General features: G+C 68.0%; 16 protein-coding genes and 1 pseudogene. 10 read left to right on the top strand and 7 right to left on the bottom strand.

Annotated elements, in window-relative coordinates:
- Positions 1-3 precede the first annotated feature (3 nt).
- Positions 4-864, bottom strand: a complete 861-nt coding sequence (locus ACZYZ9_RS19270; RefSeq protein WP_463827870.1) for an SDR family NAD(P)-dependent oxidoreductase — start codon at positions 862-864, stop codon at positions 4-6.
- A gap of 125 nt (positions 865-989) precedes the next feature.
- Between ACZYZ9_RS19270 and ACZYZ9_RS19265 the strand changes: the two genes are divergently transcribed.
- The 4 genes from ACZYZ9_RS19265 to ACZYZ9_RS19250 are packed head-to-tail and all read left to right on the top strand — an operon-like array spanning position 990 to position 5,750.
- Entirely contained in the window at positions 990-2,612 is a 1,623-nt protein-coding gene (locus ACZYZ9_RS19265) for an SMP-30/gluconolactonase/LRE family protein (RefSeq protein WP_463828019.1), read from the top strand.
- A 13-nt stretch (positions 2,613-2,625) separates the two neighbouring features.
- Entirely contained in the window at positions 2,626-3,378 is a 753-nt protein-coding gene (locus ACZYZ9_RS19260; RefSeq protein ID WP_463827869.1) for a GntR family transcriptional regulator, read from the top strand.
- 22 nt (positions 3,379-3,400) lie between these two features.
- Positions 3,401-4,960 carry an AMP-binding protein gene (locus tag ACZYZ9_RS19255; protein ID WP_463828018.1) on the top strand — a complete coding sequence of 520 codons (1,560 nt, stop codon included), beginning with the start codon at positions 3,401-3,403 and terminating at the stop codon, positions 4,958-4,960.
- A 1-nt stretch (position 4,961) separates the two neighbouring features.
- Positions 4,962-5,750, top strand: coding sequence for an SDR family NAD(P)-dependent oxidoreductase (locus ACZYZ9_RS19250; protein WP_463827868.1), 789 nt, complete (start codon positions 4,962-4,964; stop codon positions 5,748-5,750).
- Here ACZYZ9_RS19250 and ACZYZ9_RS19245 read toward each other — a convergent pair.
- Entirely contained in the window at positions 5,732-6,193 is a 462-nt protein-coding gene (locus tag ACZYZ9_RS19245) for an SRPBCC family protein (RefSeq protein ID WP_463827867.1), read from the bottom strand. The two genes, ACZYZ9_RS19250 and ACZYZ9_RS19245, sit on opposite strands and share 19 nt — an antisense overlap.
- Positions 6,194-6,233: 40 nt before the next feature.
- Positions 6,234-7,091 carry a rhomboid family intramembrane serine protease gene (locus tag ACZYZ9_RS19240; protein WP_463827866.1) on the bottom strand — a complete coding sequence of 286 codons (858 nt, stop codon included), beginning with the start codon at positions 7,089-7,091 and terminating at the stop codon, positions 6,234-6,236.
- A 93-nt stretch (positions 7,092-7,184) separates the two neighbouring features.
- Between ACZYZ9_RS19240 and ACZYZ9_RS19235 the strand changes: the two genes are divergently transcribed.
- The 3 genes from ACZYZ9_RS19235 (at position 7,185) to ACZYZ9_RS19225 (ending at position 14,286) form a co-directional block, all read left to right on the top strand.
- Complete coding sequence (locus ACZYZ9_RS19235) at positions 7,185-7,409, top strand: hypothetical protein (RefSeq protein ID WP_463827865.1); 225 nt, start codon at positions 7,185-7,187, stop codon at positions 7,407-7,409.
- A 332-nt stretch (positions 7,410-7,741) separates the two neighbouring features.
- Positions 7,742-12,586 (top strand): cation-translocating P-type ATPase, encoded by a 4,845-nt coding sequence (locus ACZYZ9_RS19230; protein WP_463827864.1) that lies wholly within the window; start codon positions 7,742-7,744, stop codon positions 12,584-12,586.
- Between the two features lie 335 nt (positions 12,587-12,921).
- Entirely contained in the window at positions 12,922-14,286 is a 1,365-nt protein-coding gene (locus tag ACZYZ9_RS19225; RefSeq protein WP_463827863.1) for an HNH endonuclease signature motif containing protein, read from the top strand.
- A 15-nt stretch (positions 14,287-14,301) separates the two neighbouring features.
- Here the strand turns inward: ACZYZ9_RS19225 and ACZYZ9_RS19220 are convergent, their stop codons facing one another.
- From ACZYZ9_RS19220 to ACZYZ9_RS19205, 4 genes and pseudogenes are all read right to left on the bottom strand, one after another.
- Complete coding sequence (locus ACZYZ9_RS19220) at positions 14,302-15,864, bottom strand: AMP-binding protein (RefSeq protein WP_463828017.1); 1,563 nt, start codon at positions 15,862-15,864, stop codon at positions 14,302-14,304.
- Between the two features lie 2 nt (positions 15,865-15,866).
- Positions 15,867-16,751: an SDR family NAD(P)-dependent oxidoreductase gene (locus tag ACZYZ9_RS19215; protein WP_463827862.1), complete on the bottom strand. Its 885-nt coding sequence runs from the start codon at positions 16,749-16,751 to the stop codon at positions 15,867-15,869.
- 101 nt (positions 16,752-16,852) lie between these two features.
- Positions 16,853-17,007: pseudogene (locus ACZYZ9_RS19210) on the bottom strand (phenazine antibiotic biosynthesis protein); the annotation flags it as partial.
- Between the two features lie 64 nt (positions 17,008-17,071).
- On the bottom strand, positions 17,072-17,992 hold the full coding sequence (locus tag ACZYZ9_RS19205; protein WP_463827861.1) for an oxygenase MpaB family protein: 921 nt from the start codon (positions 17,990-17,992) through the stop codon (positions 17,072-17,074).
- Between the two features lie 138 nt (positions 17,993-18,130).
- On the opposite strand from ACZYZ9_RS19205, the gene ACZYZ9_RS19200 reads away from it, so the two are divergent.
- From ACZYZ9_RS19200 to ACZYZ9_RS19190, 3 genes are read left to right on the top strand one after another with little or no spacing between them, the layout of a single operon-like run.
- Complete coding sequence (locus tag ACZYZ9_RS19200; protein ID WP_463827860.1) at positions 18,131-18,706, top strand: TetR/AcrR family transcriptional regulator; 576 nt, start codon at positions 18,131-18,133, stop codon at positions 18,704-18,706.
- A gap of 58 nt (positions 18,707-18,764) precedes the next feature.
- Entirely contained in the window at positions 18,765-21,020 is a 2,256-nt protein-coding gene (locus ACZYZ9_RS19195) for a heavy metal translocating P-type ATPase (RefSeq protein WP_463827859.1), read from the top strand.
- Entirely contained in the window at positions 21,013-21,231 is a 219-nt protein-coding gene (locus ACZYZ9_RS19190; RefSeq protein WP_463827858.1) for a heavy-metal-associated domain-containing protein, read from the top strand. Before ACZYZ9_RS19195 ends, ACZYZ9_RS19190 begins: the two co-directional genes overlap by 8 nt.
- Positions 21,232-21,237: the final 6 nt, after the last annotated feature.

Below are 21,237 nucleotides of genomic sequence, written 5' to 3'. Positions count from 1 at the left end.
TCCTCAACGCTTGATCGCAGCGCGGAACGACTCGTCCTTGAGGAACAGCGAGGTGTTGTCGGCACCCAGGTGTCCCCACTTGAGGTTCAGACCGCCGTCGACCAGCAACGTCTGTCCGGTGATGTAACTCGACAGATCGGACAGCAGGAACAGGATCGCACCGGCGATTTCCGCCGGGCGCCCGCGCCGGCCCATCGCGATGGCACGTCGGTCCCGTTCGGGATCGTCGTCGGTGTAGGTGCGCGACGCCGGTGTCTCGGTGACTCCGGGCGCGACCGCATTGACCCGGATCGCCGCGCCCCCGTCGTCGTCACTGGCCAGTTCGGCGGCCATGGTCCGGGTCACTGCGACGATCGCGGCTTTGGCGGTGCCGTAGGCGATATGGAACGGCGCGGTGTTCAGCCCGCTGATCGACGAGATGGACACGATCGATCCGGCGCGCCGGTTGCTCTTGAGCTCCGCGGCCACGGCCTGGCTCATGAAGAACATCGTCTCCAGATTGCGGGTGAACAATTCCCGCCAGTCGCTGCGCGTCACCCGCGTCGCAGGCATCCACGTCGACGGGTCCGCACCACCGGCCACGTTGACCAGACCATGCAGTTCTCCGTCGGCCTGCCGCGCCGCTTCGATCGTGGCCGCCACGCCGTCATCGGTGGACACGTCGGCGGCCACCGGTACCACCGGCAACCCTTCGGCTACCAGCGGACCCAGGTGCCGGTCCAGATTGTCCTGGCCGCGACTGACGCCGATCACCGTCGCGCCGGCCTCGGCGACCACGCGCGTCACCGTGGTGCCGATGCCGCCACCGGCAGCGCCGGCGACCACGACGACGCGTCCGGCGAGACCGAGCAGATCCGTGCTCATCGAATTGTCCGGACAAGATAATGATGTGCACCCATTGGAGAGCATGATTCTCTCTACGTAGCGTGCCCGTCAAGGCCGGCCGCGGAATATCGACGAACTATTGTCTGGACCACGGCACGATTGCTATCGTCCGAGCGGTGATAGCCGGAACCGGATCGTCGCACCCAACTGGCCAACTTGGCCGGTACCCCGTCCCGTACTCGCCCACTTTGGCCGAAGGGTGGACACTGATTCGGCTCACCGATCCCAGCCGTCTGTTCGGGGCCAACGGCATCCGCACCGGACCGGACGGCCGGATCTACATCGCCCAGGTGACGGGCAGCCAGATCAGCGCGCTCGACATCGAGACCGGCCTGGTAGACACGGTCAGCGCCAAGGGCGGCGACATCATCGCACCCGACGACGTCGCATTCGGCCCCGAAGGCAACCTCTACGCCACCGAAGTGATGGACGGCCGGGTCAGCATGCGCGACGCTGCCGGCCGCACCCGGGTGCTACGGGACGACCTGCCGTCGGCCAACGGCATCACGGTGCACCGGGGCAGGTTGTTCATCAACGAGTGCCGCGCCGGCGGGCGGCTGCTCGAACTCGACCTCAACGGCGGGGCGCCGCGGGTGCTGCTGGAGAACATTCCGATGCCCAACGCGATGGAGGTGGGGCCGGACGGAATGCTCTACTTCCCCGTCATGACCGCCAACGAGATCTGGCGCATCGACCCCGAAGGCGGTGCAGCCGAACGGGTTGCCGGTGACCTCGGTGTCCCCGACTCGGTGAAGTTCGACGCCGACGGCTACATCGTGTCGACCCAGGTGCACAGCGGCCAGGTGCTGCGCATCAATCCGCGCACCGGTGAAAAGACCGTACTGGCCAGCCTGAACCCGGGTCTGGACAACTGCACCTTCGTCGGCAACCGGTTGTTCGTCTCCAGCTTCACCGGCGAGATCACCGAAATCGGTCGCAACGGTGACTCGCAGATGGTGCTCAAGGGCGGGTTGAACTGGCCGTTGGACCTGACGGTCGGACCCGACGGGCAGCTTTACATTGCCGACGGCACCTTCTTCTACACGCTGCTTGACGACGGCACGCTGCGGACCGTCGGAATGTTGTTCAGCCCCGGCTATCCGGGATTCCTGCGCGGACTGGACTCGACCGGTCCCGGCGAGTTCGTCGTCACCACCTCCAACGGAGAGGTCACCCGCTACCGGCCCGCGGATAACGAAAGCGAAGTGCTGGCGGCAGGTTTCGATCAGCTCTACGGTGTGGCGGCGGCATCGGACGGGACCGTGTTCGTCGCTGAACTCGGCACCGGTCGGGTGCTGGGACTCCGCGGCAACCAGGTTCAGGTCCTGGCCTCCGGTCTGACCGATCCGGTCGGCGTCGCGATCGACCGCGACGGCAGCTGCCTGGTGTCGGAGACCGGCCGGGTCCGCAGCCTCGACGGCGGGTTGGTGTTCGACGGTCTGCAGCGGCCGCAGGGGCTGCTGGTGCTGGGCCGGCAACTCTACGTAGTAGACACCGGCGCAAAGGAAGTCGTCGCCTTCGACCTGGACACCGGTGTCCGGACCACCCTCGCTGCGGATCTGCCGCTCGGCGCCCCGCCGGGCATCACACCCAAACCGCTGCGCGGCATGCCGCCGTTCTCCGGTCCTCAGGGACCGTTCGCGGGTATCGCCGCCGGCCCCGACGGCACGCTGTACATCTCGGCCGACGGCGACGGCAGTCTGCTGGCCCTACGTCAGGAATCCTGAAGGGCCACCGGCAATGTCCTCACCACCTTCGGAAGCAAAAGTCGTCGACCACCGGTACCTGCAGGTGGCCCGCACGTTGCGCAAGGAGATCGTGGACGGCATCTACCCGGTGGGATCGCAGCTGCCCACCGAGCACGAGCTGTGCGAGCGGTTTGCGGTCAGCCGGTACACAATCCGGGAGGCGTTGCGACGACTGCGCGACGACAACCTGGTGTCGTCGCGGCCACGCACCGGAACTCTGGTGGTGCCGCGACCGTCGTCGGATTCGTATGTCCAGCACGTCATGTCGATCAACGACCTGCTGGCGTTCGCCACCGGCACCAGGTTTGCGATCGAATCGGTCGCGATGGTCACCATCGACGGAGAATCGGCCGCACGCAGCGGGCTGGCCGTGGGTGAGCAGTGGCTGACCGTTCGTGGCTTTCGTCGCTCCGACGACTCCGAGACCGCGTTGTGCCGCACCGAGTACTACATCAACCGCGCGTTCGCGGCCGTCGGCAGACTGCTGCAGCGCCACGAGGGACCGATCTTTCCCTTGATCGAGGACCTGTTCGGGTTGAGCATCGTTGAGGTGCAACAGGAAATCATCGCCGTCCTGCTGGCCCCGGAAGTGGCCGAGGGCCTCGATGTGGAGCCCGGCACGCCGGCGCTGCAGGTGCAACGCACCTACCGTGCCTCCGACGGCCAGGTCGCCCAGGTCACGATCAATACCCACCCGGCGTCCCGCTTCCGCCATTCGATGACGATGCGACGAGTGCGTGGGTAGGAAGCTGATCGGCGGCCGCCTACTGCGCTGGGACGATGACCGAGCCGCGCAGGCCTACGCCCAAGGTTATTGGGGCCGTGCCACATTGGCAGATGCCCTCGAGGACGCCGCTCGGGACACTCCGGAGCGGATCGCGCTGGTCGACGGCGACTACCGACTGTCCTGCGCCGAGCTGCATCGGCAGGCCACGGCATTGGCCCACGCGCTGCACGCGCGGATCCCGCCGGGCAGTGTGGTGTCGTTCCAGCTGCCCAACTGGCATGAAGCCGCGGTGATCTACCTGGGCGCCACGTTGGCGGGCATGGTGGCCAACCCGATTCTGCCGTCGCTGCGCGATCGGGAGCTGCGCTTCATCCTGGAGGACGCGGACAGCCGAGTGGTGTTCATCCCGCCTGATTTCGGCGGCTACGACTATGTCCCGATGTTGCGTCGGGTCACCGCCCAGCTGGAGTCAGCGCCGGATGTCGTCGTGGTGCGCGGTGACGGCGGACCCGACGAGATCCCGTTCCGGTCACTGCTCACCACGCCGCGCACGCCTGAGCCGTTGCCGACACTGGATGCCGATGCGGTCCGGATGATCCTCTACACCTCGGGAACCACCGGTCGCCCCAAAGGCGTTCTGCACAGCCATAACTCGATTCACGCGCTGATCCGACAGATTCGCGAGCACTGGTTCGTCTCGCCAGGGGACGTGTTTCTGGTCGCCTCGCCGATCGCCCACATCGGCGGATCCATCTACGCCTTCGAAGCCCCGCTGCTGCTCGGCACCACCGCAGTGCTGATGGACCGCTGGCATGCCGAGAGCGCGGTGCGGATCATGCGGGCCCAGCGTTGCACGCACATGGCGGGCGCCACGCCGTTTCTGGAGCAGCTGCTGGCGGCCGCACAGCGCGCCCACACCCGCCTGCCCGATCTGAAGTTGTTCATCTGTGGTGGCGCTTCGGTGTCACCGTCACTGATCCGCAGCGCGACAGCGTATTTCGAAGCAGCCGTGGTGACCCGGGTGTACGGTTCGACCGAAGTGCCGGTGACCACGATCGGAGCGCCGCGGGACCGCGATCGTGCCGCGGATACCGACGGCCGGGTCGGGGTCGCAGAAGTGCGGCTGATCGACGACGAGATCCGGGTGCGCGGCCCACAGATGCTGGTCGGCTACCTGCACCCCGAGGACGAGGACGGATCCTTCGACGCCGACGGCTATTTCCGCACCGGGGACCTGGCGCGCTGGGTCGGCGATGGATACCTGGTGGTCACCGGCCGGGCCAAGGACATGATCATCCGCAACGGCGAGAACATCTCCCCCAAGGAGGTCGAGGACGTGCTGGCCAACCATCCGGGGATAGCCGAGATCGCGGTGGTCGGGCTGCCCGACCACCGCACCGGCGAGCGGGCGTGCGCGGTCGTCGTCGCCGCCGGTCCCGGCCCCGACGTGCACGACTTGCGCAGGTTCCTCGAAGCCGCGGGCGTTGCGCGCTTCAAGGCACCCGAGCAAGTGGTTATCTGGGCGGGTCTGCCGAAAAACGATGCGGGGAAGATCCTCAAGCATCGGATTCGGGCGGAACTGATGGCGGAAGATCGGTGACATGCAGGTAGCGATTGTGACGGGGGCGACCGGCGGCATCGGATTCGGTTGTGCGACAAAGCTTGCCGACGCGGGGGTGGCGGTGTTGGCTACCGGTCGCGACGAGGGCCGGCTCGCTGAGCTCAGTCGCGCGATCGGCGATCCCGCACGGGTGGCGACCCTCGCTGTCGACCTCGTCGACGACGACGCGCCCCGGCAGGTTGTCGCTGCTGCGCTGGACCACTGGGGCCGTGTCGATTTCCTGGTCAACGCGGCCGGAGTGGGCAGCCCCAAACCGCTACACGAAACCGACGATGAATCGTTGGACCATTTTCTGCGGCTGATGTTGCGCGCGCCGTTCCGATTAGTGCGCGAGGTGCTGCCGCACCTGCAGGCCGGTTCGGCGATCATCAACATCACCTCCACATTCGCGGTCGTGGGCAGCATGCGCGGTGGTGCCTATTCGGCAGCCAAGGGCGGTCTGACGGCGATGACCACCCACATCGCCTGCCAATACGGGGCACAGGGCATTCGCTGTAATGCGGTGGCTCCCGGGGTGATTCAGACGCCGATGACCGAACATCGCCTGCAGGACGAACGTTTCCGGCGCATCAACACCGAGATGACACCGCATCAGCGATTGGGCAGTGTCGACGACGTCGCCAGTACGGTCGCGTTTCTTTGCTCGCCGGGTGGTGCCTTCATCAACGGACAGACGATCGTCGTCGACGGCGGGTGGAGTTCCACCAAGTACCTGTCCGAGTTCGCGCTGACGTCGGAATGGAAAGCGGCTCAGCCTGATTCAAAATGACGCCGGATGCCGGACAGCATCTTAGTGTGCGCCTCGGCCGCCGCGCGGACGGTGAACCCGGCCAGCGGTCGCGGCGCGGCGAACCTGATCCGCTCGGTGACCAGCGTGCCGCCCTCGATCGGCGCGAAACTCACCGTGCCCCGCAGCCGCACGCCCGGGGACTGGTCGGCCTCGGTGTGTACGTCGCCGTCGACGGGAACATGCAGCCGCGCCCGGTAGCGGACCTTCACCGTGATCGGCCCCAGCGCGATGCGGTCCACCACCCGGTAGCCGACCCGGTAACCGTCCGGGGTGTCACTGCGATCGAGCAATTCCACCGAGACGATCAGCGGGTGCACCAGTTTGATGTTGCCCAGGTCGACGTAGTAGTCGCGCACCTCGCCGGGCGGGGCGGGCACCTGTTCGCTCAGCGTCCGCTCGGCCTGCGCGGTCCACCAGGTCATACCGGGCAACCTACCCCGCACGGGAACCGCCGCCCCGGCGTCAGGTGAGTTGGTTGAGCAAATCGGCCGTGCGCCACCAGATCAACGCCCCGAACAGGCACAGCGCTCCCACGGTCGCGGCGGCCTGGACCAGGTCACGTCGTTGCCGTGGTGCATACATGTAGGCCGCCGCGATCGCGCCGCCGGCCACCAACCCACCCACATGACCCTGCCAGCTGATCGCCTGCGAACTGATCACCGGCACCACGAACGTGAACGCCAGGTTGATGAGGATGACCGCCACCACCCCACGCACGTCGAGGGTGAGCCGCTTGGCCAGGACGAACATCGCCGCGAACAGCCCGTAGATCGCGCCGGATGCGCCCGCCGTGGCCGTGTTCAGCGGTGCGAGCAGGTACACCAGCACCGAACCACCCAGTCCACTCAGGGCGTAGAGCGCGACGAACCGCAACCGGCCCAGCCACATCTCCAGCGGTGGCCCGACGAAATACAGCGCCAACATGTTCAACCCCAGGTGAGCGGGGCCGTAGTGCAGGAACGCCGAGGTCACCAGGCGGTAGTACTCGCTGTACGCCGCCACCGCCGGCGGCCACAGGGTGAACTGCTGTTGCACCGCGACCGAGGCATACTCCGCAACGAACGCCAGCACGTTGATCACGATCAGCGCGTAGGTGACCACCGGCCGGTCCGAGCGCTCCCGCCCGCCGAAGCGGGTCCGCGGCTGCCGGACGGTGGCCGCGCCCGCCTGCACGCACTGCTCACACTGGTGACCGACCGCGGCACTGCGCATGCAGTCCCCACAGATCGGCTGTTCGCAGCGGGTGCAGCGGACGTATGTCTGGCGGTCGGGATGCCGATAGCAGGTCGGCGCATCGGCCGGCGGCTGCGGTGTAGTCATGGCGCCATTCTTGCCGGGCGTCCGCTGCCCGGCGCCGCACCCCCGCCACCGGGACTATTCCCTCGCCTGCCTGGTTCACCTACTGTGACAGAGGTGGAGTCACACGGAACCCCCGAGTTGGTGGCCGTCGAAGATTTGCACTCAGGCGATCCGATCACCGACAACGGTCAGCGGTACATCGTGCTGGAATCCAAGGCCGTCGGCGACGGCTGTGTGGTCCTCGAGCTGGAATCCCGGGTGGACCACCACCTCCAGGTGATCGAGAAGTCGTTCCCCACCGGCTATCACGTCGGCCGGGCGAATCACCGGCACTTGTAGGAGCTCGCGGCCGCGCCGAGCGTGCGGTTCACGACGACGCGCCGGCGTGTCGCGTCGTGGTCCGCACACTCGCCGATTCAACCGGCCGTCGCCGGGTACCGGCCAAACACCGATAACATGGTGGCGGCCCATTCCATCCAGGTTCTTACCTGCCTCAACCGGGGCGGCGTCCCGGGCATCGCCGCGATGGCCGTCTTTCTCGATCCGTTGCTGTTCTCGTTGTTTGGGTTGCCGCCCACGCGGTAGTCCAGGGGCAATCCGCGGACCGTGTGGACAGGTGCTGAAGGCGCCGGAAGGATTGGCGCGGGATAGACGTATTCGAAGGGTGATGGATGAAAATTCCGGGCGTGGCCGACATCGTCGGCACTCTCACCGGAGGGGCCACGCAGGTCGTCCGGGCCGGCGTCCAGGGAGCTGCCGGCGCGGCCAGCGCGGTGCAGACGTTGACCAGTCCCGTCACCGAGCTGGTGGGCCCGGTGGTGCAATCGGTGGCGCACAGCACCGGGCGCGCGATCGGCCTGGGCGGCGCCAAGGACGGCGCCCCCGAGGCGGTCACCCCGCCGGTGCGCTGGCACAGCGGGCGCCGGGTGCACCTGGACCTAGACCCGCTGTTGCCGTTTCCCTGCTGGCATGAATACGCGGCGGTAATGGAGGAGCCGGTCCGCCGCATCGACGGAGTAGCCCAGGCACACGTCGAAGGGGCGCTGGGCCGGCTGGTCGTCGAAATCGCCGAGGACGCCGACGAGGACACGGTGCTGGACGAGATCCGCGAAACGGCCGCGGCCGTCGCTACCGACCTCACCGCCTCGGGCACCTCCTCCGCGTCCCAGGCGGCACCGTTCGCCGACCCGGCCAACCCGCTGGCGATCCTGGTGCCGCTGACCGCTGCGGCGATGGACGCCGTGGCGGTGGGTGCGGCGGTGACCGGTTGGCTCACCCGGCTGCCCATGGCACCGAGCAGCGCCAAGGCCGCCGCGGCCCTGCTGAATTACCAGCCGCGGGTGGTCGCCGTCCTGGAGTCGCGCCTCGGTCGCGTCGGCACCGACATCGCGCTGAGCGGTTCCACCGCGTTGGCCTACGGGTTGAGCGGTTCTCCCAGCACACCCATGCTGAATCTCACCCAGCGCACATTGCAGCTCGTGGAGGCGACGGCCCATCGGCAGCGCTGGCGGGAGCGGGAACGCGAACTCGCCTCACCCGCCCGGCCGCAGGCGCCGGTGGTTCCGGTGCTGAACTCCGCGGGGGCCGAGTCGCAGATGCCCCGGCACAACTGGGCGGCGGCCGCCGCCGGCGAGGCCTCCCACGTCGTGGTCGACGGTGCCATCGACGCGGCGATCGACATCGGCAAGGGCGCGATGAAGGGCCCGGTTGAGAACTACTCAGACCAGGCGGCCAGCGGTTCGGTGATCGCCGCCGCGGGTGCGCTGTTCGCCGGTGGCGGTGCAGCCGAGGCCGCCGAGGCGATCCTGGCCGGGGTGCCGAAAGCCGCGCACATCGGCCGGGAATCGTTCGCGACCACTCTCGGGCGCGGTCTGGCGAATGCGGGATTGCTGGTACTCGACCCGGGGGCGCTGCGTCGCATGGACCGCATACAGGTGGTGGTGATCGACGGCGCCGCACTGCGCGGTGATCACCGCGCAGTGCTGAGCGCCTGGGGTGAGGAACCCGGCTGGGACGACGACCGCGTCTACGAGGTGGCCGACGCGCTGCTGCACGAGGAGGAGCCACCCGAACCCGATCCCGACGAACTGCCTGCCGGGGGTGCGCGGCTGAAATGGATTCGGCCGGAAGGTTCTTCGTCGGCGACACCGGCGCAGGGTCTGGAACACGCCGATCTGGTCTGCGACGGCCGGCGGGTGGGCCACGTCGACGTCGGTTGGGAAGTCGACCCCTTCGCAATCCCGTTGCTGCAGACCGCGAACCGCACCGGGGCGCGGGTGGTGTTGCGGCACGTGGCGGGCACCGAAGATCTGTCCGCCAGCGTCGGTTCGACGCATCCGCCCGGGACTCCGCTGTTGAAGCTGGTGCGCGACCTGCGCGGGGACCGCGGACCCGTGCTGCTGATCACCGCACTGCACCGCGACTTCGCCTCGACCGACACGTTGGCCGCACTGGCCATCGCCGATATCGGGGTCGCCCTCGACGATCCCCGTGCTGCCACGCCGTGGGCCGCCGACATCATCACCGGCACCGATCTGGCCGCCGCGGTGCGCATCCTGTCCGCGCTGCCGGTGGCCCGCGCCGCCAGCGAATCCGCGGTGCACCTGTCCCAGGGCGGCACCACGCTTGCCGGCCTGTTGCTGGTCACCGGTGAGGACGGCCGGTCCACGAGCCCGGTGTCCTTCCGGCGCTTCCTGAACCCGGTCAACACCGCCGCGGCGACGGCCCTGCTCTCCGGATCTTTCTCAGCCGCCCGGGTGCTGCGCCTGCCGGATCCCACACCGCAACCGCTGACCGCCTGGCACGCGCTGGACCCGGAGATCGTGTACTCGCGGCTGGCCGGCGGATCGCGCCCGTTGGCAGTGGCGTCCGACACCCCGACTTGGCGCCGTCGGCTCGACGACCTGTCCTACGAGCCGGTCGTGGCGCCGCTGCGGGGTCCGGTTCAGACGCTGGGGCGGCTGGCGGTGGCCACCCGGCACGAATTGTCCGACCCGCTGACGCCGATTCTGGCGGTGGGCGCGGCGGCTTCAGCGATCGTCGGCAGCAACGTCGACGCACTGCTGGTCGCCGGCGTGATGGCGGTCAACGCGGTCACCGGCGGAGTGCAGCGACTGCGTGCCGAGGCCGCGGCCGCGGAGTTGTTCGCCGAGCAGGACCAACTGGTGCGTCGGGTGGTGGTGCCTGCGGTGGCAACGACGCGGCGCCGGTTGGAGGCCGCCCGCAACGCGACCCGGACCGCCACGGTGTCGGCCAAGAAGCTGCGCCCCGGCGACGTCATCGACCTGACCGCCCCCGAGGTGGTCCCGGCAGACGCCCGGATCCTGGTTGCCGACGACCTCGAGGTCGACGAATCCTTCCTGACCGGCGAGTCGCTGCCGGTCGACAAGCAGGTGGATCCCGTCGCCGTCAACGACCCTGACCGGGCCAGCATGCTGTTCGAGGGAAGCACGATCGTCGCCGGGCGCGCCCGGGCCATCGTCGTCGCCACCGGAGTCGGTACCGCCGCACAACGCGCCATCTCCGCGGTGGCCAACGTCGAGACGTCGGCGGGCGTGCAGGCCCGGCTGCGCGAGCTGACCAGCAAGGTGCTGCCACTGACCCTGGCCGGCGGGGCGACCGTGACCGGCCTGGCCCTGCTGCGGCGCGCCCCGCTGCGTCAGGCGGTGGCCGACGGTGTGGCCATCGCGGTCGCCGCAGTTCCCGAGGGCCTGCCGCTGGTGGCCACACTGTCCCAGCTCGCCGCCGCCCAGCGACTGACTGCGCGTGGAGTGCTGGTGCGTTCGCCGCGCACCATCGAAGCCCTGGGCCGGGTCGACACCATCTGCTTCGACAAGACCGGCACCCTCACCGAGAACCGGTTGCGCGTGGTGCTGGCCGTCCCGGCCGCCACCGCGGCACAGGGACCGTTCCCGAAAACGTCCGAACCGCAGTCGATTGCAGTGCTGCGGGCCGCCGCGCGGGCATCCACCCAGCCGCACGACGGCGAGGGACACGCGCACGCCACCGACGAGGCGATCCTCACGGCGGCGAATTCCCTTGACGGCGAAGGTGACTGGACGATCCTGGCCGAGGTTCCATTCGAATCCAGCCGAGGCTATGCCGCATCGATCGGCGCGGAGGCCGACACGGCGGCCGCGCCCGTGCTGATGGTGAAGGGCGCGCCCGAGGTCATCCTGCCGCGCTGCCGCTTCGACGATCCCGAGGCTGAGTCCGATCATGCCGATTCGCTCGTGCAGCACCTCGCCGAACAGGGGTTGCGGGTGCTGGCCGTGGCGCAACGTACCTGGGAGCACGGCACCAGGGAAGACGACACCGACGTCGACGACGTCGACGCCGCCGCGCACGACCTGGAACTGCTCGGTTACGTGGGTTTGGCCGACACCGCGCGGGAATCGTCCCGGCCGCTGATCGAGGCGCTGGTGGAGGCCGGGCGCAACGTCGTGCTCATCACCGGCGACCACCCGATCACCGCACGGGCCATCGCCCGCCAGTTGGGCCTGCCCGACGACGCGCGCGTGGTGACCGGTGCCGAATTCGCCAGCCACGACGAAGAGGGACACGCCAAGCTCGCCGCCGATGTCCAGGTATTCGCCCGGGTCAGCCCGGAGCAGAAGGTGCAGATCGTGGCGGCGCTGCAACGTTGCGGGCGGGTCACCGCGATGGTCGGCGACGGCGCCAACGACGCCGCCGCCATCCGGATGGCCGACGTGGGGATCGGTGTGAGTGGCCGCGGATCGTCGGCGGCCCGCGGTGCTGCCGACATCGTGCTCACCGACGACGACCTGGGGGTGCTGGTCGACGCCCTGGTCGAGGGCCGCAACATGTGGGCCGGTGTGCGTGACGCTGTCACGATCCTGGTCGGCGGCAACGTCGGTGAGGTGTTGTTCACCATCCTCGGCACGGCCTTCGGCCAGGGCCGCGCCCCGGTCGGCACCCGTCAGCTGCTGCTGGTGAACCTGCTCACCGACATGTTCCCCGCCCTCGCGGTCGCGGTCACCTCGCAGTACGAGGACCCGGAAGAAGAAGACGGTCTGAGCGCCGACGAAGTGGAGGATGCGCGCCGGGCCCGCCAGCTCGACCTGCTGACCCAACCCGCGCCGTCACTCGACGAGCCGCTGATGCGTGCGATCGTCAACCGCGGCGTCATCACCGCTGCCGGTGCGACGGCCGCCTGGTCCATCGGACGCTGGACACCCGGCACCGAAAGGCGCACGTCCACAATGGGTTTGACGGCCCTGGTGACGACGCAGCTGGCGCAGACGCTGCTGACCCGTAGCCACAGCCCGCTGGTGGTGGCCACTGCGCTCGGCAGCGCGGGCGTGCTGGTCGGCATCATCCAGACACCGGTGCTCAGCCAGTTCTTCGGCTGCACACCACTGGGCCCGGTGGCGTGGACGGGCGTGATCGGCGCCACCGCGGGGACCACCGTGGTCTCCGTGGTGGCACCGCAGTGGCTCAACAGGGCCGTCGGCGCCGTAACTCCTGACCCGCCCGAGTTGGAGGACGGCTCCTGATCGGTGCCGCTTCGCATCCATGTAAGCGAAATCGACTGTATTGCAGCACTTTTGTGTGCTGTGTCGTTGCCGGAACTGTCGGTATTTTGCCGATGAAGCGGCGTTGACGGCCGGCCGGCCTCAAGCGTCACGTGTGCAACTCGAAGAGCGCGGTGATGGCTTCGGAAATGTGATGGTGCATCTGCTCTCACGTGCCGCCGGCGGCCACTAAAGTGTTAGACGCAATCCGGTGCCGATCGGTTCCCTCCATTTTGAACGAAATGTGTTTCAGCGCAATCGGTTAGCGGCGTCGCGCGGCGATCTGGTTGTCGGTGGTGGTTCGTAGAATCATCGGTATGGCAACGAGTTCGCGCGATGAGATCGTGGCGGTCTTCGACGCGCTCGATGCTGGGTTGGATCGGTTGTGTGGGTTGTCTTTTGAGGTGTTGACCACCCCGGAGCGGCTGCGCGCGTTGGAGCGTCTGGAACGGATGGCTCGCCGGTTGCGGGTCCCGCAGCACCCGTTGATCAATCAGCTCGCCGCCCAGGCCGACAAAACCGAGTTGGGGGGCACACTGTGTGAGGCGCTGGCCACCCGGCTGGGCATCACCAAACCCTGCGCCGGGCGCCGCATCGGCGAAGCCGCCGATCTGGGCCCGCGCCGCGCGCTGACCGGCCAACCCCTGGAGCCGGTGCTGAGCGCGACCGCAGCCGGCCAGCGCGCCGGCCGCATCGGCGACGGCCAAGTCAAGGTGATCCGCGACTTCTTCAAACATCTGCCCGCGGCGGTCGATGTGTTGACCCGCGAGGCCGCCGAAGCTGACCTGGCCGACAAAGCGGCCTGGCAGCGCCCCGATGAGCTCGCCGGCTACGCCCAGCACATGATGAACTGCCTGCATCCTGACGGGGACTTCTCCGAGGAGGAACGCACCCGGTCGCGCGGGATCACCCTGGGTGCCCAGCAGCGTGACGGCATGTCCACGATCAGCGGGCTGATCACCCCCGAGCTGCGGGCGGCGATCGAGGCGCTGTGGGCGAAACTGGCCGCCCCGGGCATGGCCAACCCCGCCGACGACGCCCCGGTCATCGACGGTGAACCCGACTCCGAGGTCGCCGGTGGGGATCGGCGCAGCACCTGCCAGCGTCAGCACGACGCGACGCTGGCCGCCCTGCGAGCGTTGTTCGCCTCCGGGGACCTGGGCACCCACCGCGGGCTGCCGGTCACCATCATCGTCACCACCACCCTGCAAGACCTCGAAGCTGCTCGCGGCAAGGGCCGCACCAGCGGCGGCACAGTACTGCCGATCACCGATGTCATCCGCATGGCCAGCCACGCACACCACTACCTGGCGCTGTTCGACAGAGCCAAACCCCTAGCGCTGTACCACACCCAACGCCTGGCCAACCCCGCCCAACGCATCATGCTGCACGCCAAAGACCGCGGCTGCACCAAACCCGGCTGTAGTGCCCCGGCCTACCACAGCGAAGTCCACCACGTCACCGCCTGGACCAAAACCCGACGCACCGACATCACCGACCTCACCCTGGCCTGCGGCACCCACAACCGCCTGGCCGAACACGGCTGGACCACCCGCACCAACACCCGCGGCCACACCGAATGGCTCCCCCCACCCCACCAAGACCACGGCCAACCCAGAACCAACACCTACCACCACCCCGAAAAACTCCTCAACCCCGATAACGACGACGAACCCGCTTGACGACCTGACCCGTCGCTACCCGGACAACTCCCGGCGGATCACCTTTCCCGCGGGATTACGCGGAATACTGTCGACGATATTGATGTCCCGAGGCTGCTCGAAGCGGGAAACCTTGCCCTTCAAAAACTCTCGCAACGCGGCCTCGTCCACCTCGGCATCCGGCCGGAGCACCACAAACGCGGCCAGACGCTTGCCGAACTGCTCGTCGGAAATGCCCACGACCGCGTTCTCGGCGATGTCGGGATGGCCGGCGAGCGCGTTCTCCAACGCGCGGGGATAGACGTTCTCACCGCCGGAGACGATCATGTCGTCTTCACGGCCCACGATGTACAACCGGCCGGCTTCGTCGAGGTAGCCCATGTCCCCGGTGCCGGCCATCCGGTCGATCACCGTCTTGGCTCCGCCGCCGATGTAGCCTTCCGAATTCAGTTCGCCACCAACGAATATCCGCCCGGTAACCCTCGGCCCGACCGGCCTGCCGCTGCGGTTGTAGATGCGGACGGGGCATCCCGCGACGGGCCTGCCCACGGTCTCCGGGAAGCGCCGCAGCTCGGCCGGTGTCGCCAGAGATCCGATTCCGACCTCGGTGGAGCCGTACAAGTTGTAGACCACATCGCCGTATTCATCCATGAAACGCCGGGCGAGTCCGGGATCGAGCCGGTCGCCGCTGGACACCACTACTCGCAAGCAGGGCAACGGGTTTCGCGCCCGAACTCGTTCCGGCAGGTCCAGGATGCGGGCCAGCATGATGGGCACCGCACTCAAAGCGTCGGCCCGGTGCAGCGATGCCTGCGCCAGAGTTGCTTCAGCGTCGAAGCGCCGATGGGTCAGGACAGTTCCGCCCAGGCTGACAGTCAGCGTCAGCATGCCGAAACCCAGACCGTGAAACATCGGTGTTGCCATGGCCATTCGGGTGCCGATGTGCAGCCCGGTGCGCTCGAGAACCGTGACGCCGACACCCAGTCCGGAGCTGACCTTCGGGGTGCGCGGCACCCCCTTGGGAACGCCGGTGGTTCCCGACGTCAGCAGAATGATCCGGCCCGACCGCGCGACCTTGGGCCGCGGACCGCCCCGCGGCTCGACCTGCTGCGGATCGATTGCTGTGATGGACTCGGCGGTTTGGTGTATCTGGTGCAGAAACTCGTTGTCGCAGCACATCGTCAGGATCTGATGTGCGTCCAATGCGCCGGCCAGCGCGTCAGTACGGAATTCGGTGTTCACCAGCACCACGTCGCCGCCCACCAGGCCGGTGGCGAACACCGCCGCGAGGAAGTTGCGTCCGTTGCGGCACATGACCCCAACCGGCTGGCCAGTCCGGACGCCGGCGTCGCACAACGCACGCGCCAGCGATTCGGTCATCGCCTGCAGCTCGCGGTAACTCAACGCACCGTCGTCATCGATGATCGCGGTGCGGTCAGGCCACCGCGCCGCCGAAACGGCCAGCAGCGTGAAGAGGTTGGTGCCACCCCGGGCGACCTCGCGCACCAGCCGCAGCGCCGTCAGCGGCCCGGGCGGGGCGAGCAGACCCGACGACAGCACCGCACGAGCTGCCGTGCCCAGCACGCTGTCTGTCACGATCGTCACGCTAGCCCGGGACGGGGCTGTGCAGTAAACCGGCGGTGCCACAATCGGGCCGCAGTTTCGGCCGGCCCGGCCAGCAGTACCGAGGCGAGTTCGGCGGGCCACACCCACGGTGGTTCGCTGGTGCGGGGCCGTTCGATGATGGCCTTTGCGATTGCATCGGCCGCCTCATCAGGAGTCAGCGCCGGGAGCCGGCCCAGCAGCGGAGTGGGCTCGATCATCCGGGTGCGCACCAGCGCGAAGTAGATCGTCGACACGCGGACGCCGTCACCGTCCAGTTCGGGCGCCACGCTGCGCAGCCAGCGGTCGAAGGCTCCCTTGGACGCCTGGTAGGCGCCCCAGTGTGGTCCGGGAACCACCCGTACGCCGACACTGGAGACGTTGACGACGTGCCCGCCGCCCGCCTCGCGCATCGCCGGCAGCAGTCCCAGCAGCAGCCAGATCGGCCCGAGGTAGTTGATGTCGATCGTGCGTTGAAAGTCGTGCGGCCGGTCGTACTGGTCCTGCAGCGACCTGCGCAGCGACTTGCCCGCGTTGCTCACCACGATGTCCAGTGGTCCGTGAGTCTCGTTGATCTGCTTGGTCAGCACGCTGACGGCGGTCTCGTCACTGAGATCAGTCGGGTAGGCGACCGCCCGTCCGCCCCCGGCGTTGATCGCGGCGGCGAGGTCGTCGAGTCGCTCCGCGGACCGGGCCACGATCAACACCGTCGCTCCGGCCGCGGCCAGTTTGCGGGCAGTGGCTTCGCCGATGCCGTATGAAGCACCGGTCACCAGCACGGTCAGGCCGGCCACCACGTTGCGCAACTTGTCGGGATCCGATGTGCGCGCCGGATTGGCAAGGCGGTCGACGCCCGTCTGCAGAGCCGCCTGTACCAGATTCATGGCTGCGTCTCCCGGTTGCGTTCGACCTGTGCCCTCCCATTGTGACCCATGGTCACCACGGAAATTCAAGTCCTCGATCCAGTCCCGCACGACGCCTGGCTGGTCAGCGGATCGAAATCCAGCTCTCACGAGTGCGCAACCAGAACCGGCTGCCGGTCTCCTCGCCGAAGTGCCAGGCGATGGCGGCACGCAGATATGCGTCGGGGTCCGGCACCGGTTCCCGCCTCGGTACGTCCAACAACGAAAAGTCGGCCACGCAAACCACTCTGAAACATCAGAGTGGCAGCTGTCGCGTTCCGGGGCGACCCGCCACCAGGGATTCAGCGGTTATTGATCTTGCGGGGGTCGATCCCCACCCGCTCCCACGCGTCCGCCGCCCAGGACGCATAGACCACGCGCAGCGGTAATCGGTTGAACAGCGGATTGAGCGCTCGCATCACGGCGGCGAACCGCTGAAATCGCTTTTCCTTCTTGGCGTTCCAGTCCAGCTGACAAACTTCGCGCATTTGCGGCGGGCAGGTTCCGGCGACGATCAGCCGGGTATAGGCGTTCAGCGGCGCGGACAGCACCTTCCAGATCGGCCGCGGAATCCGGCGCGGTCCCGGGATCCCTTTGCGGATGTAACCGGTGCCGTACAGCACCGTCTTGTGCGGCACGAATCGCTCGAGCATGCCGTCCCAGTAGGCGACGAACTCGTCATAGGTCTGCGGTTGGCCCCGGTCACTGACACCGTAGAGGCTGAACCAGACCTTGCTTTCCTCGAAGATCTGTTCCTTCTCGGCGCGCGACAATCGCCGGATGAAAGTGTCGGTGTTGTAGAGCACCTGGTCGACGAACGTGGCGTGCGCCCAATAGAACAACTCCGGATTGAGCGCGTGATACCGGGAGCCGTCGCTGATGGTGCCCTTGATCGGCTTGTGGAAGTCCCGCACGGTGCGGCCCCACGCGTGTGGATCCTCAGAATAGACGGTTTTCATCAACGGCGGCGCGGTGCGTTTCGCCCGGCCCAGGGTGTCGCTGAAGATCACCGAATGGTCCAGCACACCCTGGCCGAGTTGCTCGATGCAATTCTCGGTACCGGCGACCCGCTGGAATCCGAAGAGTTGGGTGCGGTGGTCTCCGTAGAACTTCCAGATCAGCGAGTCCGGACCGAGCACCGCGGTGTCGTCGACGTCGTCGATCACCATGGGCGTCGCTTCGCGCACGCCGGTATCGAAGCCAAACCCGAGTTCAGCAGTCATCAGGACCCCCCAGTCCAGTTGTGAAGCACAGACACAAAACTGTACCTTTGTTTCAAAGGTACCCCAGGACAGCGGCGTAGGTCGACTGCTGTGGTGACCGCCACAGCCAACCCGGTGCGGAAGGGAGGAGGCGCAGCCATGCCTGCCAAGTCCACAGAGACCGACCTCGACCGCAACATCCTGGACACCGCTCGGGCGGTGTTCGAAACCTACGGGGTTCGCCGCGCCAACATCGAAGACATCGCAGCCCGGGCCGGTGTCAGCCGGAGCACCATCTACCGGCGATTCCCCAGCAAAGACGACCTGTTCGAAGCCGTGGTGCGGCGCGAGGGCAAGTCATTCTTCACCACGCTGGACCAGGCCACTACCGGTCGCAACCCCCAGGAGGCGGTGATCGAGGCTTTCGGCCTGGGGGTGCGCCTCATCCGGGACTCACCCCTGTATTCGCGCATCGTGGAAAGTGAGCCCGAGCTGTTGGGCATGTTCTCCCGATCGCAGGCCTTCCCGATCAACCAGTTCGCCGACGGGATCGCGCTCACGCTGCGCCGATGTGGCGCTGAGATGCCTGACGCCGACCTGGCCAACATCGCCGACATTCTGTTGCGGGTCGCCGTCGGGATCATCGTGTTCCCCACCGACCGCCTCGACACCGAGGATCCCGCGGCGGTGCGCGAATATGCGGCGCGTTACCTGGTGCCGATCATCAGCCGGTAGCCGCTGTACTGACCCGTGCGCAGGTGGCCGACACGCCCTGACCCGCTTGTACCCTGGCGTGGTGACTCCTGTTGTGCAGGGCTCCGACCTGGCGCAGCGGGTCCAGCTCGACGTCTCCGGCATGTCGTGTGCGGCGTGCGCAGCGCGGGTGGAGGCCAAGCTCAACAAGATGGCCGGCGTGCGCGCATCGGTGAACTTCGCCACCCGGGTCGCCACCATCGACGCCGTCGAGGTCCCGGTCGCCGAGCTGTGCGAGGCCGTGGCGAGGGCCGGCTACCAAGCCGCACCGCACGACGAGACGACAGCCCGCCACCAGGACGGCCCCGACCCCGACGCCGCCCACGCCCGCAGCCTGCTGCGGCGACTGCTGATCGCCGCCGTGCTCTTCGTTCCGCTGGCCGACCTGTCCAGCATGTTCGCCATCGTGCCCGGCGCCAGGTTCCCCGGCTGGGGATTCGTGCTGGTGGCGCTGGCGACGCCGATCGTCACGTGGGCCGCGTGGCCGTTCCACTCGGTCGCGCTGCGCAACGCCCGCCACCGGACGGCGTCCATGGAGACCCTCATCTCGGTCGGTATCGCCGCCGCCACGGTCTGGTCGTTCGCGACGGTCTTCCGTCCCACCCCGCCCCGGGACACGCACGGTATATGGCAGGCGATCCTGCACAGCGACGCGATCTACCTGGAGGTCGCCGCGGGCGTCACGGTGTTCGTGCTGGCGGGCCGATACTTCGAAGCCCGCGCCAAATCGAAGGCCGGCGGCGCGCTGCGTGCCCTGGCAGCCTTGGGCGCCAAGAACGTGACGGTCCTGCTGCCCGACGGCGCCGAGTTGGTGATTCCCGCCGGCGAACTCAAGAAGCGCCAGCGTTTCGTCGTCCGACCCGGTGAGACCATCGCCGCCGACGGCGTCGTCGTCGAAGGCACCGCAGCCGTCGACACCAGCGCCATGACCGGCGAAGCCGAACCCGTCCGCGCCTCTCCGCGGTCCGACGTGGTGGGCGGCACCGTCGTGCTCGACGGGCGCCTGATCGTCGAGGCGACCGCCGTCGGTGCCGACACCCAGTTCGCCGCGATGGTCCGCCTCGTCGAAGAGGCGCAGGCGCAGAAGGCTCGGGCGCAACGCCTTGCCGACCGCATTTCGGCCGTGTTCGTTCCGGTGGTGTTCGCCATCGCGCTGGTCGCCGGGGCCGGGTGGTTGGTGGCCGGCGCCGGTGCCGATCGCGCCTTTTCGGTGACGCTCGGCGTGCTGGTGATCGCGTGTCCCTGCGCGCTGGGACTCGCGACGCCGACGGCGATGATGGTGGCCTCGGGGCGCGGCGCGCAACTCGGGATCTTCATCAAGGGTTACCGGGCGCTGGAGACCGTCCGCAGCGTCGACACGGTGGTGTTCGACAAGACGGGCACCTTGACGGTCGGGCAACTCACGGTCAGTTCGGTGACGACCGCCGACGGGCACGACCGCGATGAAGTCCTGTCGCTGGCCGCGGCCGTGGAAGCGGCGTCCGAGCATGCGGTCGCCGCCGCGATCGTGGCCGCCTCTCCAGACCCGTTGCCCGTCAACGATTTCGTCGTGGTAGCGGGTTGTGGGGTATCGGGGGTCGTGGACGGCCGCCATGTCGAGGTGGGCAAGCCGACGTGGGTCACCCGCACAGCGCCGGGAGCCGCCCTGCTGGAGTCCGCCCGCGCCGACGGTGAAACACGCGGCGAGACAGTGGTGTTCGTCGCGGTGGACGGCACGGCGCGCGCGGCGATCGCGATCGCCGACACCGTCAAGGACTCAGCGGCCGACGCGATCGCCGCACTGCACCAGCGCGGGCTGCAGACGGTGCTGCTCACCGGCGACAACAAGGCGGCGGCCGACTCGATCGCCGCTCAGGTGGGCATCGACACAGTCGTCGCCGACGTGCTGCCGCAGGGCAAAGTCGATGTGATCCAAGGACTGCGCGAGCAGGGCAGGACCGTCGCGATGGTCGGCGACGGGATCAACGACGGCCCCGCCTTGGCTTGCGCCGATTTGGGATTGGCGATCGGGCGGGGCACCGACGTCGCTATCGGCGCTGCCGACATCATCCTGGTTCGCGACGATCTCGACATCGTGCCGCAGTCGCTGGATCTGGCGCGCGCCACCATGCGCACGATCCGGATGAACATGGTCTGGGCGTTCGGCTACAACGTCGCCGCGATCCCGGTGGCCGCCGCCGGACTGCTCAATCCGCTGATCGCCGGTGCCGCAATGGCGTTCTCGTCCTTCTTCGTGGTGTCGAATAGCCTGCGGCTGCGTAACTTTGGACACAGATATGAGGTAAACCATGGCTGAACAAGTATTTTCGGTAGCCGGACTGCACTGCCAGGGCTGCGTCGCCACCATCACCACCGCACTCACGTCGCTGCGGCCCGTCAATGCGGTCAGCGTGGAGTTGAATGCCGAAGGCACCTCCGCAGTGCGTGTTTCGACCAATGTCGAACTCACCCGAGAGCAGGTCCAAGCGGCGTTGGCGGGCGAGGGCAACTTCACCGTCGTCGAGTGAGCCCCG

Source organism: Mycobacterium sp. IDUB_28, from assembly GCF_055419285.1.
The sequence above is the reverse complement of the archived record's forward strand: the minus strand, read 5'-3'. Positions and strand labels throughout refer to the sequence as shown.

Coding starts and splice junctions, on each gene's coding strand:
- ACZYZ9_RS19270 (WP_463827870.1), bottom strand. CDS start 864: ATGAGCACGGATCTGCTCGGTCTCGCCGGACGCGTCGTCGTGGTCGCC.
- ACZYZ9_RS19260 (WP_463827869.1), top strand. CDS start 2,626: ATGTCCTCACCACCTTCGGAAGCAAAAGTCGTCGACCACCGGTACCTG.
- ACZYZ9_RS19250 (WP_463827868.1), top strand. CDS start 4,962: ATGCAGGTAGCGATTGTGACGGGGGCGACCGGCGGCATCGGATTCGGT.
- ACZYZ9_RS19245 (WP_463827867.1), bottom strand. CDS start 6,193: ATGACCTGGTGGACCGCGCAGGCCGAGCGGACGCTGAGCGAACAGGTG.
- ACZYZ9_RS19240 (WP_463827866.1), bottom strand. CDS start 7,091: ATGACTACACCGCAGCCGCCGGCCGATGCGCCGACCTGCTATCGGCAT.
- ACZYZ9_RS19230 (WP_463827864.1), top strand. CDS start 7,742: ATGAAAATTCCGGGCGTGGCCGACATCGTCGGCACTCTCACCGGAGGG.
- ACZYZ9_RS19225 (WP_463827863.1), top strand. CDS start 12,922: ATGGCAACGAGTTCGCGCGATGAGATCGTGGCGGTCTTCGACGCGCTC.
- ACZYZ9_RS19215 (WP_463827862.1), bottom strand. CDS start 16,751: ATGAATCTGGTACAGGCGGCTCTGCAGACGGGCGTCGACCGCCTTGCC.
- ACZYZ9_RS19205 (WP_463827861.1), bottom strand. CDS start 17,992: ATGACTGCTGAACTCGGGTTTGGCTTCGATACCGGCGTGCGCGAAGCG.
- ACZYZ9_RS19200 (WP_463827860.1), top strand. CDS start 18,131: ATGCCTGCCAAGTCCACAGAGACCGACCTCGACCGCAACATCCTGGAC.
- ACZYZ9_RS19190 (WP_463827858.1), top strand. CDS start 21,013: ATGGCTGAACAAGTATTTTCGGTAGCCGGACTGCACTGCCAGGGCTGC.